At 70.4% G+C, this 15823-nt stretch carries 16 protein-coding genes; 10 read left to right on the top strand and 6 right to left on the bottom strand.

Going from position 1 to position 15823, the window contains the following annotated elements; all coding sequences use genetic code 11:
- Nucleotides 1-79 precede the first annotated feature (79 nt).
- A complete protein-coding gene (locus MTQ01_RS15860) occupies nucleotides 80-337 on the top strand; it encodes a hypothetical protein (protein ID WP_247490929.1) in 258 nt (85 codons plus the stop codon).
- Nucleotides 338-531: 194 nt separating this feature from the next.
- Here the strand turns inward: MTQ01_RS15860 and MTQ01_RS15855 are convergent, their stop codons facing one another.
- The 3 genes from MTQ01_RS15855 to MTQ01_RS15845 form a co-directional block, all read right to left on the bottom strand.
- Nucleotides 532-729, bottom strand: coding sequence for a DUF397 domain-containing protein (locus MTQ01_RS15855; protein WP_247490926.1), 198 nt, complete (start codon nucleotides 727-729; stop codon nucleotides 532-534).
- A gap of 110 nt (nucleotides 730-839) precedes the next feature.
- The gene (locus MTQ01_RS15850; RefSeq protein ID WP_247490924.1) at nucleotides 840-1037 is read right to left on the bottom strand and encodes a DUF397 domain-containing protein; all 198 of its coding nucleotides are present in this window, start codon (nucleotides 1035-1037) and stop codon (nucleotides 840-842) included.
- Nucleotides 1019-1861, bottom strand: a complete 843-nt coding sequence (locus MTQ01_RS15845) for a helix-turn-helix transcriptional regulator (RefSeq protein ID WP_247490922.1) — start codon at nucleotides 1859-1861, stop codon at nucleotides 1019-1021. Before MTQ01_RS15845 ends, MTQ01_RS15850 begins: the two co-directional genes overlap by 19 nt.
- Before the next feature lie 214 nt (nucleotides 1862-2075).
- Here MTQ01_RS15845 and MTQ01_RS15840 point away from each other — a divergent pair, with 214 nt between their 5' ends.
- The 5 genes from MTQ01_RS15840 (at nucleotide 2076) to MTQ01_RS15820 (ending at nucleotide 5093) form a co-directional block, all read left to right on the top strand.
- Nucleotides 2076-2366, top strand: coding sequence for a hypothetical protein (locus MTQ01_RS15840; protein WP_247490920.1), 291 nt, complete (start codon nucleotides 2076-2078; stop codon nucleotides 2364-2366).
- The gene (locus MTQ01_RS15835) at nucleotides 2363-2737 is read left to right on the top strand and encodes a hypothetical protein (RefSeq protein WP_247491320.1); all 375 of its coding nucleotides are present in this window, start codon (nucleotides 2363-2365) and stop codon (nucleotides 2735-2737) included. Before MTQ01_RS15840 ends, MTQ01_RS15835 begins: the two co-directional genes overlap by 4 nt.
- Before the next feature lie 317 nt (nucleotides 2738-3054).
- Entirely contained in the window at nucleotides 3055-4038 is a 984-nt protein-coding gene (locus tag MTQ01_RS15830) for a serine hydrolase (RefSeq protein ID WP_247490918.1), read from the top strand.
- 190 nt (nucleotides 4039-4228) lie between these two features.
- Complete coding sequence (locus tag MTQ01_RS15825; RefSeq protein WP_247490916.1) at nucleotides 4229-4657, top strand: hypothetical protein; 429 nt, start codon at nucleotides 4229-4231, stop codon at nucleotides 4655-4657.
- A 49-nt stretch (nucleotides 4658-4706) separates the two neighbouring features.
- On the top strand, nucleotides 4707-5093 hold the full coding sequence (locus MTQ01_RS15820; RefSeq protein ID WP_247490914.1) for a hypothetical protein: 387 nt from the start codon (nucleotides 4707-4709) through the stop codon (nucleotides 5091-5093).
- 208 nt (nucleotides 5094-5301) lie between these two features.
- Here the strand turns inward: MTQ01_RS15820 and MTQ01_RS15815 are convergent, their stop codons facing one another.
- Nucleotides 5302-5913 carry a DUF4274 domain-containing protein gene (locus MTQ01_RS15815; protein WP_247490913.1) on the bottom strand — a complete coding sequence of 204 codons (612 nt, stop codon included), beginning with the start codon at nucleotides 5911-5913 and terminating at the stop codon, nucleotides 5302-5304.
- 163 nt (nucleotides 5914-6076) lie between these two features.
- Nucleotides 6077-6895 (bottom strand): trypsin-like serine protease, encoded by an 819-nt coding sequence (locus MTQ01_RS15810; RefSeq protein WP_374207762.1) that lies wholly within the window; start codon nucleotides 6893-6895, stop codon nucleotides 6077-6079.
- A gap of 343 nt (nucleotides 6896-7238) precedes the next feature.
- Here MTQ01_RS15810 and MTQ01_RS15805 point away from each other — a divergent pair, with 343 nt between their 5' ends.
- Together MTQ01_RS15805 and MTQ01_RS15800 are read left to right on the top strand one after the other, a co-directional pair.
- Nucleotides 7239-8168: a PTS sugar transporter subunit IIA gene (locus MTQ01_RS15805; protein WP_247490909.1), complete on the top strand. Its 930-nt coding sequence runs from the start codon at nucleotides 7239-7241 to the stop codon at nucleotides 8166-8168.
- 260 nt (nucleotides 8169-8428) lie between these two features.
- Nucleotides 8429-10063 (top strand): PTS ascorbate transporter subunit IIC, encoded by a 1635-nt coding sequence (locus MTQ01_RS15800; RefSeq protein WP_247490907.1) that lies wholly within the window; start codon nucleotides 8429-8431, stop codon nucleotides 10061-10063.
- A 235-nt stretch (nucleotides 10064-10298) separates the two neighbouring features.
- Here the strand turns inward: MTQ01_RS15800 and MTQ01_RS15795 are convergent, their stop codons facing one another.
- On the bottom strand, nucleotides 10299-12950 hold the full coding sequence (locus MTQ01_RS15795; RefSeq protein ID WP_247490905.1) for a PA14 domain-containing protein: 2652 nt from the start codon (nucleotides 12948-12950) through the stop codon (nucleotides 10299-10301).
- 174 nt (nucleotides 12951-13124) lie between these two features.
- On the opposite strand from MTQ01_RS15795, the gene MTQ01_RS15790 reads away from it, so the two are divergent.
- A complete protein-coding gene (locus MTQ01_RS15790) occupies nucleotides 13125-14222 on the top strand; it encodes a LacI family DNA-binding transcriptional regulator (RefSeq protein ID WP_247490904.1) in 1098 nt (365 codons plus the stop codon).
- A 305-nt stretch (nucleotides 14223-14527) separates the two neighbouring features.
- On the top strand, nucleotides 14528-15682 hold the full coding sequence (locus tag MTQ01_RS15785; protein ID WP_247490902.1) for an ABC transporter substrate-binding protein: 1155 nt from the start codon (nucleotides 14528-14530) through the stop codon (nucleotides 15680-15682).
- The last annotated feature ends 141 nt before the right edge of the window (nucleotides 15683-15823 follow it).

Raw genomic sequence — 15823 nt, 5'->3', positions numbered from 1 at the left:
TCTCGACAACTCGCGCGCACAGCAGAGCACTTGCCGCGAACAGCAGACGCCTTGTCAGATCCGTTGCTTCAATGCTCAGTTGACCATTCGACTCTCGATGCGCAACAGCTACGTGAAGCTGTTGCACACGGCGCAGCAAGACCCTGCGCTCTGCACAAAGGCAGCCGAGAACTGGGCGACTCTGGGCTGGGCGGTGAGCCGCAACCAGTTCGTCCACCAGCTGGACCGTGTGCGCGACATCCGCAACCGGATCGCCCACTTCGACCCCGATCCGCTGCCCGCACAGTACGCGGAGGAACTGCGCCAGTTCGTTCGACTGCTGCGCCAACTCACCTGAGGCTCAGTCCAGTTGTCACGCACCACAGCCGACGCCCGGCAGCCCTGCGGTGCGTCCGAACCCGATTGAGCCGAGCGGCGGTTCGGGACGGGAGCCGAGGATCGGCGAGGCGGTGGTGCGGGGCGGCCGGAGGACGCGTCGGCCCCCGTCGATGGATGCATCGACGGGGGCCAACGTGCGGAGCAGGTCGGCGACTACTCGCCCTTGAGGGACGTGACGAAGCACTCCCAGTCGCTCGCCGGGAACACCAGCACCGGACCATGCGGCACCTTGCTGTCACGGACAGGAACGACAGCGGCGAAGTCGTCGGAGACCTCGACACACTCACCACCGTCGGGGTTGCTGTAGGAACTCTTGCGCCAGGAAACGGCCTTCAGATCGACGCGTCGCACGATGCTTCCTCCAAGACTCTCGGAATGAGCTTCAGCGATTCGGCTCTGTTCAGCGCCGAATCGCGTAGTGCGGGACAAGTACAGCGATGCATGTCTGAGCAGGTCGGCGGCTACTCGCTCTTGAGGGACGTGACGAAGCAGGCCCAGCCGCTGGCCGGGAACACCAGCACCGGACCGTCCGACACCTTGCTGTCACGGACAGGAACGACAGCGGCGAAATCGTCGGAGACCTCGACACACTCACCACCGTCCGAATTGCTGTAGGAACTCTTGCGCCAGGAAACGGCCTTCAGATCGACGCGTCGCACGATGCTTCCTCCAAAACAGCCAGGACGAACCTCAGAGACTCGACCGGAGACAGCGCCAAGTCGCGCATCGAATCGTACGCGCGCTGGAGTCGTTCGACCGGAGTGTCTGCCTCAATCAGTTCGCCACGGTGCGCGTTCTCCGTGTGAGCGACCGTGCGTCCGCCAGAAAGCCGTAGAAACATCAGCGCGGTGCTGTCCAGCCCATGCATCCCTGCGCTTTGCGGGAGCACCTGCATCGTCACACCAGGGCGCTGGGCGATCTTCGACAGGTGTTCCAGTTGTTCGCGCCACTCCGCCGCGTCCCGCAGTGGTGTGCGGAGTACCGCCTCCGCGAGGATCGTGCGGAACGGGGGCGCGTTCTCGGCCTCCAGCAGCTCGCGGCGCCCCATGCGCGCTTCGACCTGCTGGTCCAGTTCCTTGCCCTTCAGGCCGCCCGCCGCCAGCACTTCGCGCGCGTAGCCGGGCGTCTGCAACAGGCCCGGCAGCACGCTGACCGCGAAGTGCCACAGACTCGTCGCCTCGGCTTCGAGGGACATGTAGCGCCGGTAGCGCTCGCGGAACTGCGTGTGGTCGCCCGCCGCCAACTCCCAGAGCGCGAGCAGGAGTCCGGGCGTCTCGTAGTAGGTGTCGAGTGCCTGGACGACCTCCGGGCTGCCCAGCGTCTCGCCCTTCTCCATCTTTCCGAAGAGTGACCAGTCCCAGCCCAGGCGTTCGCCGAGTCTGCGCAGGCTGACTCCGTGGGCGGTACGGAGTCTGCGCAGTTCCTCCGCGAACCGCTGTCGCGGTTCCTGGCTGCGGCCGGTGATGACGCGTCGTTGCGACATACCGCTTCCCCTCTGAGCTGGTCGCACGGTCAATGGCACAGCTGTCGATGTGGAATTCGTGGAACCGGCACGGTGCGGCGCGGCAGCACGCCCCGTCCCACACCACAGGCCGGTCACCCGGGACGCATTCTCGTAACGCCCGCACTACGCAGCGTAGTTCGACCTGCGCAGCGCGGCGCAGGAGAACAGCGGAACCCATTGGCAAAGGATTCTCATGACCACCACTCCCGGCCTCCCCCACCGGCCACCGGCAGGCAGCGACCCGAGCCCTGTACCCCACCCGACACGACCGTCCGCCAAGGTCCACGAAGCCATGAACGCGCGGGACGCCCTCGCCGCCGCCCTCACCGCGGCGGGCATCCAACTGCCCGCGATGGACGTCCGCGCGCCGTGGCTGGACGGGCGCTCGGGCGAGCCCCCGTACGCGCTCGTACAGCTCGGCGTCTGCGCCGCGCCCGTGGCCCGCGCACTCGCAGAGGTGATCACCCGGGGCGCCGCCCGATGACCGACCACGTCTCACCCGTCGGCGGGCCGTCCGGCACATCCCGCAACGACCCCGTATCCGGTACCGCCCGCACGTCCCGTACCGACCGGCCCTCACCGGACCGCGAGAGCACCGCCCGCGACGACCACCGGGGCGTCGTCATCTGCCCGCTCTGCAGTGACGTGGCCGTCGTCGGCGAGGTCGTGCGCGACCTCGCCCGCGAACGTGTGGGGCGGGTCATGGGTCGCGAGGGCCCGTACGTCCAGCTGCGCCCGCTCGGCGGTGGTCGTGAGTGGGACGCGGAGCCTCGCGAGCTGCGGCCGATGAGCCGGACCGAAGTGCTGAGCGCGCTGGTCGCGGAACTCAACAGGCAGAGCAGACGCGGTATTTGAGGCAACTGCTCGGCCGGTGAGGCGGGCGCTCGGGGCATCGGACGGGTTCGTGAGCGGCGGGGCCCGAGCGATTCGGCGGCGAGCAGCGATGGGGCCGGCACCGGAGAGCTGTGCGAACGGGGTCGCTCGTGCGGGTGAACCGGTACATCCATCACCGGTCCGGGGACGTCGTACTGGGCGCAGCGGGCGGGCCGTTGGTCCGTGCGGGTGGTCGAGCCGGGCCGCGACGGGATGTCGTGCCGTCGGCCCGGCGCCGGCCGCGTTGCTTCGGACGGGTCGGCGCCGCAAGGGCGTTGACGTGGGACGACGGAGGATTCGTGAGACTTCTTGGTACCGGTTCGCGCCGTGTGGGGGCGGTGGCGCTGACAGCCGGCTCCGTCGTCGCGTCCGGAGCGCTGCCGGCGTACGCGCAGGGGCCGGCGCAGGCGCAGGAGGCAACTCCCCTGCGCGCGAACGGACTTGAGCGCGCGGCGCAGCAGAGCGGGCCCTCGGGGGTCACCGCGAGCGGGGCGTTCCTGCTGGACGGGACGGCGAACCGCGCACTGTGGGGCAAGGGCGCGGGCGCCAAGCGGGAGATGGCGAGCACCACCAAGATCATGACGGCGGTGGTCGTGGTGACCACCAAGGGCGTGGATCTGGGCCGCCGGATCACCATTCGCAAGGAGCACCGGGACTATGTCGCCAAATGGGGCGCCAGCACGGCGGATCTGCGGACGGGCGACAAGCTCACCGCGCGCCAGCTGCTGTACGGGCTGATGCTCCCCTCGGGCTGCGACGCGGCGTACGCGTTGGCGGACACCTTCGGCAAGGGCAGCAGCCGGGGTGCGCGCACCAAGTCCTTCATCGCGCAGATGAACCGCAAGGCCACCGAACTGGGCATGCGCGACACCAAGTTCGACTCCTTCGACGGGATCTCGAAGTCCGGCAACAATTACTCCACGCCGCAGGACCTGGCGAAGCTGACGCGTTACGCGCTCGGCAGCAAGAACCTGCGGAAGGTCACCGGCGCGACCCGTACGAGCCAGAAGGCGACCAACGGGCGCACGTACACCTGGTACAACACCAACCAGCTGCTCGGCGCGTACGACGGGGTCGTCGGCGTGAAGACCGGCACCGGCAGCAAGGCGGGCCCGTGCCTGGTGTTCGCGGCGACCCGCGGGCAGCGGACCGTGGTGGGCGTGGTGCTCAACGGCAAGGACCGCTACCGGGACGCGACGCGGATGCTCGACTGGGCGTTCAAGCAGAAGACCGCCTCGCCGCTCGAGCTGCGGCTGCTGCCGCGCGGCGTGCAGCGCGACTGATCCCGTACCGCCACCCGACCCGGCCGCGTCACCGCCGGGTCGGGATGTGCCCGCCTCGGGAACGTCCCGACCCGGCCGCCGGATCGCTCCGGGGCCGCCGGTAGACGAGCGACGGGCCGTCCGGGGTCGTGGGTCGGCCCGAGGAACGCACCGGGGACGGTTGTCAGTGGGTCGCGCTAGCGTTCGGGGCGTGATCGGAGTTGACGAGGTGCGGGCGCGTTTCACGGCGGGCGGCGAGCGGTACCCGCTGCTGACCGTCGAGGAGTTCTTCCGGGGAAACGACGCCGAGGAGTCCATCGCGCCGAACCAGTACGGCTTCGGGAGACCGGAGTTGGCGGAGATCGGGAGCCGGCTGCGGTCGCTCTCCGAGGACCCGGCGGTCGCCTGGATACGGGTGCAGCCGCACGAGGAAATGTTCTGGAGCGGAGGCGGCGAGCTCTCGGCCGAGGGGGTGGCGATATGCACCGCCCTCGCCGAGGAGCAGGTCGACGCGCGCCTCGACGTCGAACTCCTCATGTCGGAGGGCGTGTTCGAGGGCCTGGTCTACCCGCTCGAGGACTTCTGCGGGATGCCGGAGGTGCCTGCGGGGCACCGCGTACTGTCGCTGGTCTGGGACTGAGTCGAGGCACCAGAGGCTCGGCGGCACTCTGAGGACGAGGAGAGCACGGATGGAGCACCGGCCGGGCGTGGACGCGGGTGCGGTACGGGCGTGCATCGTGCTGCGCCAAGTACCCGACCTGCGGGGGCTGTTCGCCCTGCACCGGCTGCTCGGGCTGGGGATCGCGGAGGTTCGCGAGCGCGTCGGTGCCGAGGAGCCGCTGGTCGAGCTGGAGCTGTTCGGCAACGACGGCGCCTCGGTCGCCGAAAGCCTTCGGAGGACGCTCGATCTGGTCGAGGGGCTGGACCACTCCGTCCACGAGTGCGCGGCCGGTGAGAGACCCGGGCCGGCCAACCGGATCGACGGGCAGGTGCTGCGGAACGTCCTCGCGAGCATCGCGGCGGATGCGCCGCCCGACTGCCCCGTCACACCGCGGAGCGAGGCGGACCCGTCGTAGCCGCCTCGCCGACACGGGCGGGGGTCGCGCGGCTGAGCGAGCGCGCGGCAGACACGTCCCTGTGCGCTGAACCTGCGTGGGTGGTTGACCTCGGTGCGTGGTCAACGTCCGTGCGTGCGGCCTCGGTTGGTCTTCGGCCGGCCCGTGGTCGCGGCCGGTAGTCCCGGGCCCGTGGTCCTGGTCCGAAGGCGGCCGGCGCCGGCCCGGTTCAGTTGGCGGTCGGCGTTTCTGCCGTGCCGACGACCGGGAGGAGGAACGCGTCCTCGTACTCGCGGCGGGCGGCCCTGGTGCGGGCGACTCGCAACCGGCGGGCACTCGGGGTGAGTTCGAGACCGAGGTCGGGTCCGGGGCTCGCGCCGGAACCCTCGTCCGCGTGCGGGCCGAGTGCCGGGTCGTCCAGGCCGAAGAAGCCGGTGTCACAGGAGTTGGCACCGAGCGGGAAGGAGCCGTCGCGCAGGCGCTCCACCAGGGTGGTGCAGTAGGCGAGGAGGTGCTCGAACTCCTGCGGACTGTGGGCGGCTTCGGTGGCGTACTGCTCGCGGAGGGCGTGCTGTTCGTCGGCATGGTGAATGCGGGCGGCGTCGTCGAGCTCCCAGAACATCCGCAGCGCCAGTGCGCGGTCGCAGCGGGGATGTCGCACCACGGCCAGTGGCACGGCGAAACCGTCGTCCCAGTTGTAGGCGCTCATCAGCTCCCACAGCATGGTCTCGTCGGCGAGCGCCCGTACGCGTTCGGGGAGTTCGGCGTGGATGCGACGGCGTTCGTCCGCGTTCGGTGTGTCGCACTCGTGGTGCAGGATGCGCTCGACATCGGGGTGCATGTGCCCGTCCTCGGGTCGTGATCCCGCCGAGGCTACCGGCAGTTGCGCACCGGCGGAGGCGCGGCTCCGGGCGGCGGGAACGCGAAGGGTCCCGTGTCGGCCGGGTAGGCGGACACGGGACCCTCTCGGTGCGGTGCTGACGGGGTCAGCGGGTCACCACGGTTCAGGAGCTGAGACCGGCGGCGGCTTCCTCGATGTCACCGGCGAAGGCTCCCACCTCGGTGTAGACACCGGGGTAGTCCGGGCGGGCGCAGCCCTGGCCCCAGCTGACGATGCCGACCTGGACCCAGGCGTCATTGTCGTCCTTGCGGAACATCGGGCCACCGGAGTCGCCCTGGCAGGCGTCCACGCCGCCCTCGCCGACCAGGCCGGCGCAGATCTCTTCCTCGGGGATGAAGCTGCTGCCGTAGGCCGAGCCGCAGGTGGCGTCGTCGACGAACGGAACGGTAGCCTTCAGCAGCTTCTGCTGCTGGCTGCCGCCCTCGCTGTCGGCGCCCCAACCGGCGATCTCGAAGTCACCCTCGTTGAAGCTGTCGTCCTGCGCGATGTTCAGCGTCGGAAGGTCGAGCTCCTTGTCGATCTTGATGAGGGCCCAGTCCTTGCCCTGGCCGTTGTAGCCGGGGGCGACGGTGACCTCGGTCGACTTCGCCGTGATGGCGTTCGAGTCGTTCAGGTCGTTGACACCGGCGGTGACGGTGATGGAGTCGTCCGGGCCGCTGCCGTCGACGCAGTGCGCGGCGGTCAGGATCAGGTCCGGGGCGTAGATGGAGCCGCCGCAGCCCATGGACAGGCGCACCATGAAGGGGTATTCGCCCTCTTCGGCGGGGGTGCCGCCGACGATCTTGGTGTCGACTCCACCCTTGTCGGCCGGGGCCTCGGCCGCACCCGCGGAGGCGGCGGGCTGAAGCGCGAAAGCCGCCAGGGCGGCAGCGCTGACGGCGACAGTTCTCTTGAGGTACTTCCGGGTCTTGGCCACTTGCATTCCTCTCGTGGGGGGTTGCACGCAAATGTCACGCTCATGCCAATCCGGAAAGAAAAGGACACGACGTGACCGGAAACCCGATGGGGCGGGTCTCCGACGCGCCCTTGGATTATGTGGACTGCGACAAGCAGCTGACAAGGGCAGGACAGAGTTTCAACGCGGGTACGAAATGGCCGAGTTGGCGCTTGTGTCGCCCATTGTGGATGGGACACGGCCGCCCGACGCACCGCCGAGGGATCGTCGCTTCTTAGCGGCCGGGAACACCTCGGGGCCACTCCCCGCACCCCGTTGCACCCGGTGGCACCTCTGGGCCCGGGCGACCGGCGCGTGCCACCATCGGGGGATGGTGACACTCAGTGAGATTCTTCCGGTCGAGGCCGTACGCCTCGGGGTTTCGTCCCGGGACTGGCGCGATGCCGTTCAGTCGGCGGGCGAGCTGCTGACGCTGACGGGTACGAGCACCGACGAGTACACCGCGGAGATGATCCGCAACGTCGAGGAGAACGGCCCGTACATCGTCATCGCACCCGGATTCGCCTTCGCACACGCCCGCCCCTCCCCCGCCGTGCTCCGGACGGGGATGTCGTGGGTACGGCTGGACGAGCCGGTGGAGTTCGGCCACGAATCGAATGATCCGGTGGAACTGGTCGTCGCACTGGCGGCCCGGGACGCGTCCGAACACACCGCCGCGATGGGCAGTCTGGCCCGTCTGCTCGCCGACGAGGGGCGCGCCGCACAGCTGCGCGCGGCCCGTACGCCCCGGGAACTGCACGCGCTGCTGAGCGGACAGGAGGGGGCGGACCGCCCCGGGAGCGCGGCGCACTCGGGACCGGCCGCGGACCGCACGGCGTCCGGTGCGGATCGTGGTGCGGTGCCGACCGGCCCGGTCGCCGAGGGCCCCGCCGGGTACGGGGGTTCGGCCGACGGCGGCGCCCGTCCGGCGGACGGGGGCGGGGCGCGGCCCTCCGCGCAGCAGGCGCCCGCCGGGGTGCACAAGATCCTCACGGTCTGCGGCAACGGCGTCGGCACCAGCCTCTTCCTGAAGAACACCCTGGAGCAGGTCCTCGACCGTTGGGGCTGGAGCCCGTACGTCAACGTCGAGGCCACGGACACCATTTCGGCGCGCGGCAAGGCGTCGGAAGCGGTCGCCCTCTACACCTCGGGCGAGATCGCCCGTGCGCTCGGCGACCTCGGCGTACCGGTGAAGGTCGTGGAGGACTTCACCAGCACCCGCGAGGTCGACGCCGTGCTCCGCGACACCTACGACGTGTAGCGCACACCGGCAGCGCGCCCGGCACCGGCACCGAACCAGGCGACGGCAACGGGGCCGGTCACGGGACCGGCTCCGCCGGCTCGCGCGTACGCCGTCGTACGCCGTCGTACGCCGTCGTACGCGGACCTCGCCCCGGGCGGCCGAAGCCTCCCGGGTGCGGCCCCCGCACCGCCTCTCCCCCGCACCGCCTCTCCCGGCCCGTCGGCACCACGCACCGCGACGGGCGGGCACACACCACGGAGCAGAACGGAACCCCACTCTTGAACTGGCTGGTCACACCCGCACAATTCATCGTCAACGAGGTACTGAGCGAACCCGCCTACCTCATCGGCCTCATCACCGCAGCCGGTCTGATCGCGCTGCGCAAGTCCACCGGGCAGGTGCTGGGCGGCGCGATCAAGGCGACGCTCGGCTTTCTGCTCATCGGCGCGGGCGCCACACTCGTGGTGGACGCGCTCGCCCCGCTCGGCGAGATGATCCTCGGCGCGACCGGCGCCCAGGGCGTGATCCCGACCAACGAGGCGATTGTCGGCATCGCCCAGGCCGAGTTCGGGGCCCGGGTCGCCTGGCTGATGATCCTCGGTTTCGGCATCAGTCTGCTGCTCGCCCGCTTCACCCCACTGCGGTACGTCTTCCTCACCGGGCACCACATGCTGTTCATGGCGACGCTGCTCACGGTGGTGCTGGCCGCGGCCGGCCACGAGTCGTGGATCGTGGTCGTGGTCGGCGGTGTGCTGATGGGGATCATGCTGGTCGCGATGCCCGCCTTCGCGCATCCGTGGACCAAGCGCGTGACCGGCAACAACACCGTGGCGATCGGCCACTTCGGCACCGCGGGGTACGTACTGGCGGGCGCCACCGGGCAGTTGGTCGGCAGGCGCAGCCGCAGCACCGAGGAGATGAACCTCCCCGAGGGGCTGCGCTTCCTGCGCGACTCCATGGTGGCCACGGCGCTCTCGATGCTGGTCATCTATCTCACCGTGGCGATCGTCTACCTGGTCAGGGTCGGCGAGTCCGAGGCGCTGGCGGTCTTCGCCGAGGCGGGCGGCGCGCAGGCGACCGACATCGGCAACTACCTGATGATGTCGGTGATGCAGGGCCTCCAGTTCGGCATCGCGGTCGCGGTGATCCTCTTCGGCGTCCGGACGATCCTGGGCGAACTGGTGCCCGCCTTCCAGGGCATCGCGGCCAAGCTGGTGCCGGGCGCGGTGCCCTCGCTGGACGCGCCGATCGTCTTCCCGTACGCGCAGAACGCGGTGTTGGTCGGCTTCCTCTCCAGCTTCACCGGCGGGCTCTTCACGCTGGCGCTGCTGACCTGGGTCTTCGAGCCGGCGTTCGGGCTGGCGCTGGTGCTGCCGGGCCTCGTGCCGCACTTCTTCACCGGCGGCGCCGCCGGCGTCTACGGGAACGCCACCGGCGGCCGGCGGGGCGCGGTGCTCGGCGCCTTCCTCAACGGTGTGCTGATCACCATGCTGCCCGCCCTGCTGCTGAAGGTGCTGGGCGCCTTCGGCAAGGAGAACACCACGTTCGGCGACGCCGACTTCGGCTGGTTCGGCGCGCTCACCGGGTACGCCGCCAAGGCCGGCACGGTCGGTGGCGTCGTGCTGATGCTGCTGCTGGGAGCGGTGATCCTGGGCGCGGCGATCTGGATGCAGCGCAGGGTGGTCGACACCGGCTGGGACCCCGGCGCGCACCGCGACGCGCTCGCCCCAGCACGGGGCGCGGGCGGCGGCGCGGGCGGGAACGTCGACCCGGACGGCGGAGGAGACCGTGTCGACGGGTCGGGCGGCGTGCCGGGAGCCGGATCGTCGGCCGGGCGGAGCGCCACGGGGACGGCCGTACGGATCGCGCCGCCGGCCGGCGCTCCCGTCCCGCCCCCGCCGCCCGCGGAGTAGCCGCGCACCGACGAGGCGGCGGGGCGGCGCCCCCGCGCGGCGCCGGCTTCCCGCGCGACGACGGACGGCTCGTACCCGGGCGGGGTACGAGCCGTCCCTGTGCGTCGGCCGCCCGGCGCGGCGGTGCGGGCCCGGACACTCGGTCCGGTCCCGCACCGCGGAGCGTTCCCCCGTGACCGGCCGGGAGCCGGTCAGCGGGCGATCAGCAGCCGGCCGGCCGGCGATCAGGAGTCGATCAGGAGTCGGTGCAGTCGAGGGTGCCCTCGGAGGCGCCCTTGATGAGGGCCTCGTGCGCCGCCTTCAACTTCTCCGTGTCGCCCTTCAGCACCTTTCGGTCGTAGGTCAGGAGACCGTTCAACTCGCCCTCCAGATCGGAGATCTGGGTGTAGACGGCGCCGCTGCTGGCCCGGCAGGCGGCCAGTTGCTCGACCTCGCCGAGCTTGGTCAGGTACTCCTCGGTGAAGATGTCCTTCTCCACGCCGACGTAGGTGTGGCGGACGGGCCAGGCGTGGCCGGGGATGGCCAGGCCGAGACCGCCGTACTCACCGGTGACCAGCGCTCTGGTGCCGTCGGAGTCGGGCAGCAGTGGGCTCGGATAGCCGTGGGCGTCGGAGATGTCTCCGTTGCCGCCGTCGACCGCGCCGCAGCAGTTGTGGCCGCTCATGTTGTTGACGAGGCGGCTGGGGTCCAACTCCTTTGCGTAGTCGGCGATTCGTGCCTGGTCGTACTGGCCCCAGCCCTCGTTGAAGGTGACCCACATGATCACCGACGGCGAGCTGTCGTGCTGCTGGATCATGCGCTTGAGCTCGGTCTCGTACTGGGCGCGGGCGGCCTCGTCGGGCTCCCGGTCCGAACGCATCGACGGCATGTCCTGCCAGACGAGCAGGCCGAGCCGGTCGGCGTGGTGGAACCAGCGGTCGGACTCGACCTTGATGTGCTTGCGCACCGAGTTGAAGCCGAGCTGCTTGTGCACCTCGAGGTCGTAGGCGAGCGCCTCGTCGGTGGGCGGGGTGTGCAGGCCCTCGGGCCAGAAGCCCTGGTCGAGGGTGGCCATGGAGAACACGGGCTTGCCGTTGAGCACGGTGCGCTTCTCGCCGTCGACCGTCTCGACGGTGATCTTGCGCATGCCGAAGTAGCTCTCCGCGGTGTCCGCCGAATCGCCCTCGCCGACGGTCACCTTCAGGGTGTAGAGGTGCGGGTCGTCCGGCGACCAGAGGCGGGGCTCGGGCACCGCCACGTCGAAGGACTCGTCACCGGTGCCGGTGGCGCGGCCGACCTCCTTGTCGCCGTCGAGGGCGACGGCGGTCACGGTCGTGCCCTCGGCAACTCCCCTTGCCTGTACGGCGACCCGCTCGGCGTCGATGTCGGGCGTCGTCTTCACATGGGTGGTGTGGTTCTCGGCGACCGGCTCCATCCAGACCGTTCCCCAGATGCCGGAGGAGGGGGTGTACCAGATGCCCTCGGGCTTCAGCCGCTGCTTGCCGACCGGCGGGTTCTCCCCGTCGGCGGAGTCGGTCGGGTCGTAGACGCCGACGACCAGCTCCTGCGGGCCGTCACCGCTGAGCGCGTCGGTGACATCGACGCTGAAGCGGTCGTACCCGCCCTTGTGGGTGGCGACCTCCTCGCCGTTGACATGCACCGTGGCCTGCCAGTCGACGGCGTCGAAGTGCAGCTTCAACCGCTTGCCGGAGCCGACCTCCCAGCCCTCGGGCACCTCGAACGAGCGCTTGTACCACATGCGCTCCTCGTGCCGCTCGATGCCGGACAGCTCGGACTCGACCGGGTACGGGACGAGGATCTCCTCGTCGAGCTTCCGCTTCTTGCCGATCGGCGGGGCCTCGCCCTCCTCGGCGCCGGAGAACTGCCAGGTGCCGTTGAGGTTCTGCCACTGCTCGCGCTTGAGCTGCGGGCGCGGGTACTCGGGCAGTGCGTTGTCGGGACCGACCTCGTCGGCCCACTTCGTGCGCAGCTGGTACGTGGAGTTGTTGTCGCCGGACGTCCAGAAGTCGCCGATCTCCTCGCCCTCGGCGTCGGCGAGGCCGCCCTCGCCGTCGTAGCGCAGATCGGCGAATCCGCCCTGGCCGACGACGGGTTGCTCCAGGGTGACCAGCAGCCGTCCGGAGTTCTCCGGGTCCTGCGTCACGCCCGCGAGCGGCCACTTCGCGCCACCGATGACCGCGTTCAGGTGCTCGGTCAGATCGGCGGGCGGGGCCGCCATCGGACGCCCGAAGTCCAGCTCCAGGGTGCGGCCGGTGGTGCCGACGTCGGCGGTGGTCGGGCCGTCGTACTCGAAGTCGTCGGGCAGGCTGAGCGCGGAGGCCGGGACCTTGGCCTTCTCGGCGCCGGGCGGCGTCCAGGAGAGGGTGAGGTGGGAGCCGCCGGTCTCGTTGAAGTACTCGACCTTCAGGTCGTGGGTGGCGCCGCCGGTCAACTCGACGGGCTCGGAGGACTGTTCGTTGTCCCAGTCGCCGACCCAGTGGTCGATGAGGAGCTCGTCGTCGACCCAGAGGCGGAAGCCGTTGTCGCCGACCAGGTGGAACACGTGCTCGCCGTCGGCCTCGGGGGTGAGCTTGCCGGTCCAGCGGGCGGTGGTGTGGTCGGTGCGGGTGGCGCGCTCCTGGAGGCGGGGCGCGAGGTCGTTGAAGGCCAGCGCCGGGTCGTACGCGGTGGCCTGGAGCTTGTCGAAGTCGTAGGCGCCGGGGGCGGACTGGGTCCAGTACTCGCCCTTGAGCCCGTTGGTCACGGAGCTCCGGTCGGGTTTGCTCTGGTTCTTCGCGGTGCTCTGGTCCTCGTCGGCGGCGGTCGCGCTGGGGCCGGCGCCGAGGGCGAGAGCGAGGAGGGCGAGGACGGCCGTCAGGGCCGTCAACCAGGTACGTGCACGTCTCACGGTACCTCCGGGAGGAGTGTGGGAGAGGCGGTGACGAACTCTGCCCTTGCTCGGATCCCTCTTGTATAACGTTAGAAACAAGGGCAGTTGGCATGACAGCACGCCTCCTGCGCCCTGTCCAGGTGCACGACAGCCTCAAGCCGGACCACGGCGGGCCACAACGGAGGAGTCCAGGTGAGGGTCAGTCTCAAGGACGTAGCGGTGCGTGCCGAGGTCTCGATCAAGACCGTCTCGAACGTGGTGAACAACTACAAGCACGTCACCCCGGCGACCCGGGAGAAGGTGCAGAAGGCCATCGACGAGCTCGGCTACCAGCCCAACCTCACCGCCCGCCACCTGCGGAAAGGGCGTACCGGCATCATCGCGCTCGCTGTCCCAGAGCTGGAGAACCCCTACTTCGCCGAGCTGGCCGGAGCGGTGATCGACGCCGCCGCCGGCCACGACTACACCGTGCTGCTCGACCACACCCAGGGCAGCAGGGAGCGCGAACTCCTCGTCACCCAGGGCTTTCGCGCCCGGGTGATCGACGGGCTGATCCTCAACCCGCTGGAACTGGAGGCCGAGGACCTGGCCGCCCGCGCCGACGACACCCCGCTGGTGCTGATCGGCGAACGCAGCTACGACCTGCCCTACGACCACATCGCGATCGACAACATCTCCGCCGCCCGCGCCGTCGTACGGCATCTGCTGGACCTGGGCAGGCGCCGGATCGCCTTCCTCGGCTCGCGCGGCGACCGGCCGAGCCAACCCTCCCACCTGCGACTGCTGGGCTGGCAGGCGGAGTTGGCCGCGGCCGGGGTGACCGCCGACCAGGCACTGATCGGCTCGGTCGAGGGATGGAGCCGGGCCGACGGGGCCGCGGCCATGGCGGCACTGCTGGACGCGGGCCGGCGACCGGACGCGGTGTTCGCCTACAACGACCTGGTGGCGATCGGCGCCATGCGGGTGATGGCCGAGCGCGGGCTGCGGGTGCCGGAGGACATCGCGGTGGTCGGCTTCGACGACCTCAGCGAGGGCCGTTTCGGAACGGTCTCGCTGACGACGATCTCGCCGGACAAGCAGGCCATCGCACGTCTGGCGGTCGAGTCGGTGGTGCACCAACTGGCCGACGGAAAGGCCGAGTCGGCGACCTCCGGGGCGGCGGACGGGGCGGACGGGGGCGCCGGGTCCACGGGGGCGACGGGCAGGGGCCGGCCCGGCCGGGAGATCGATCCCGGGTTCCGGCTGGTGGAGCGGGAGAGCACGCTGGGCCGGGCGACCGCCTCCGACTGACGCCGCCGACCCGCCGACGCGCGCGGCAGCCGGCCGTACACCGGCAGCCGGGCGCCTGGGGCCGTACGGCGGGGGCTGCACGCCGGAGACCCGCGTCGGGGTCCGCACCGTACGTGCGCCTGCCGCCGGGCCGAAGGCGGGCGCACGTACGGGGCCCTCGGGGCACGCGGGGCGGGGTGCGGCGGTGTGCTCAACCCCCGCCCGGGGTACGGGAGATCGTGCGCGAAGTGTTTACACGCGTCTTCCAACGATGTAAAAACCCTCACAGAAGTCGTCCTCAGCAGACCTTCCACAGTGGGGTAGCCATGAAGCCGCACGCTCGTCGCCACACCGTCCGCACCGCAGCAGCCGCCTCCGCGACGCCCGGGTCCCGTCCCGGCGGCGCGCCCCGGCGCTCCCGGGTGCTCCTCGCGCTGGGCCTCAGCGCGAGCCTGGTGCTGGCGGCCGGCTGCGCCAAGTCCGAGAACGACGCCGCCGGTTCCGACTCGGCCTCCGACTCCGCCGACCAGGGCGGACAGGTGGCGGTGGAGCCCTCCCCGGGCGCCAAGGGCTGCACCGTCGACAGCTACGGCGGCAAGAAGATCGACCTGGAGAACGCCACCGTCGGCTTCTCCCAGTCCGAGAAGGAGGCCAACCCCTTCCGGATCGCCGAGACCGCCTCGATCAAGGCCGAGGCGAAGAAGCGCGGCGTCAAACTGCTCACCGCCAACGCGCAGTCGCAGTTCTCCAAGCAGATCAGCGATGTGCAGGATCTGATCGCCAAGGGCGTGGACCTGCTGGTCATCGCCCCGCTCAACAGCGACGGCTGGGGCCCGGTGCTCAAGTCCGCGGCGGCGCGCAAGATCCCGATCGTCACCGTGGACCGCCAGATCAACGCCGAGGCGTGCAAGGACTACGTCTCCTTCATCGGCTCGGACTTCGTCGCCCAGGGCGGGCACGCCGCCGACCAGATGATCAAGGCGACGGGCGGCAAGGGCGAGGTGGCGATCCTGCTCGGCAGCCCCGGCAACAACGTCACCACCGAGCGCACCAAGGGCTTCAAGGACCGGATCAAGGAGAAGGCGCCCGAGCTGAAGGTGGTCTTCGAGCAGACCGGCGAGTTCGCCCGCGAGAAGGGCCAGCAGGTCACCGAGCAGCTGATCCAGTCCAGGCCGGGCGTCGACGGCGTCTACGCGGAGAACGACGAGATGGGGCTCGGCGCGGTCAACGCGCTCAAGGGCGCGGGAAAGAAGGCCGGCGACATCAAGATCGTCACCGTCGACGGGACCAAGAACGCGGTCCAGGGCATCGTCGACAAGTGGATCTACGGCGTCGTGGAGTCCAACCCGCGCTTCGGTCCGCTCGCCTTCCAGACGCTGGAGACCTTCACCAAGGGCGACGAGGTCGGCCAGAGCATCCTCATCGAGGACACCATCTACACCCGGGAGAACGCCGAGGACGGACTGTCCAGGGCGTACTGACCCGCACCCCGCCGCTGCCGCGGGCCGGCGCGACCCCCGAAACCCGAGGGCGGTCGGCCGCCCCGGCGGCACACCGCGAACTTCCTGGGCGTGCGCCACCGCACCGGCGCGCGCCCAGGAACCGAACGCGCAGTGGGAGAC

This window comes from Streptomyces sp. XM4193, assembly GCF_023072595.1.
GTDB lineage: Bacteria > Actinomycetota > Actinomycetes > Streptomycetales > Streptomycetaceae > Streptomyces.
The sequence above is the reverse complement of the archived record's forward strand: the minus strand, read 5'-3'. Positions and strand labels throughout refer to the sequence as shown.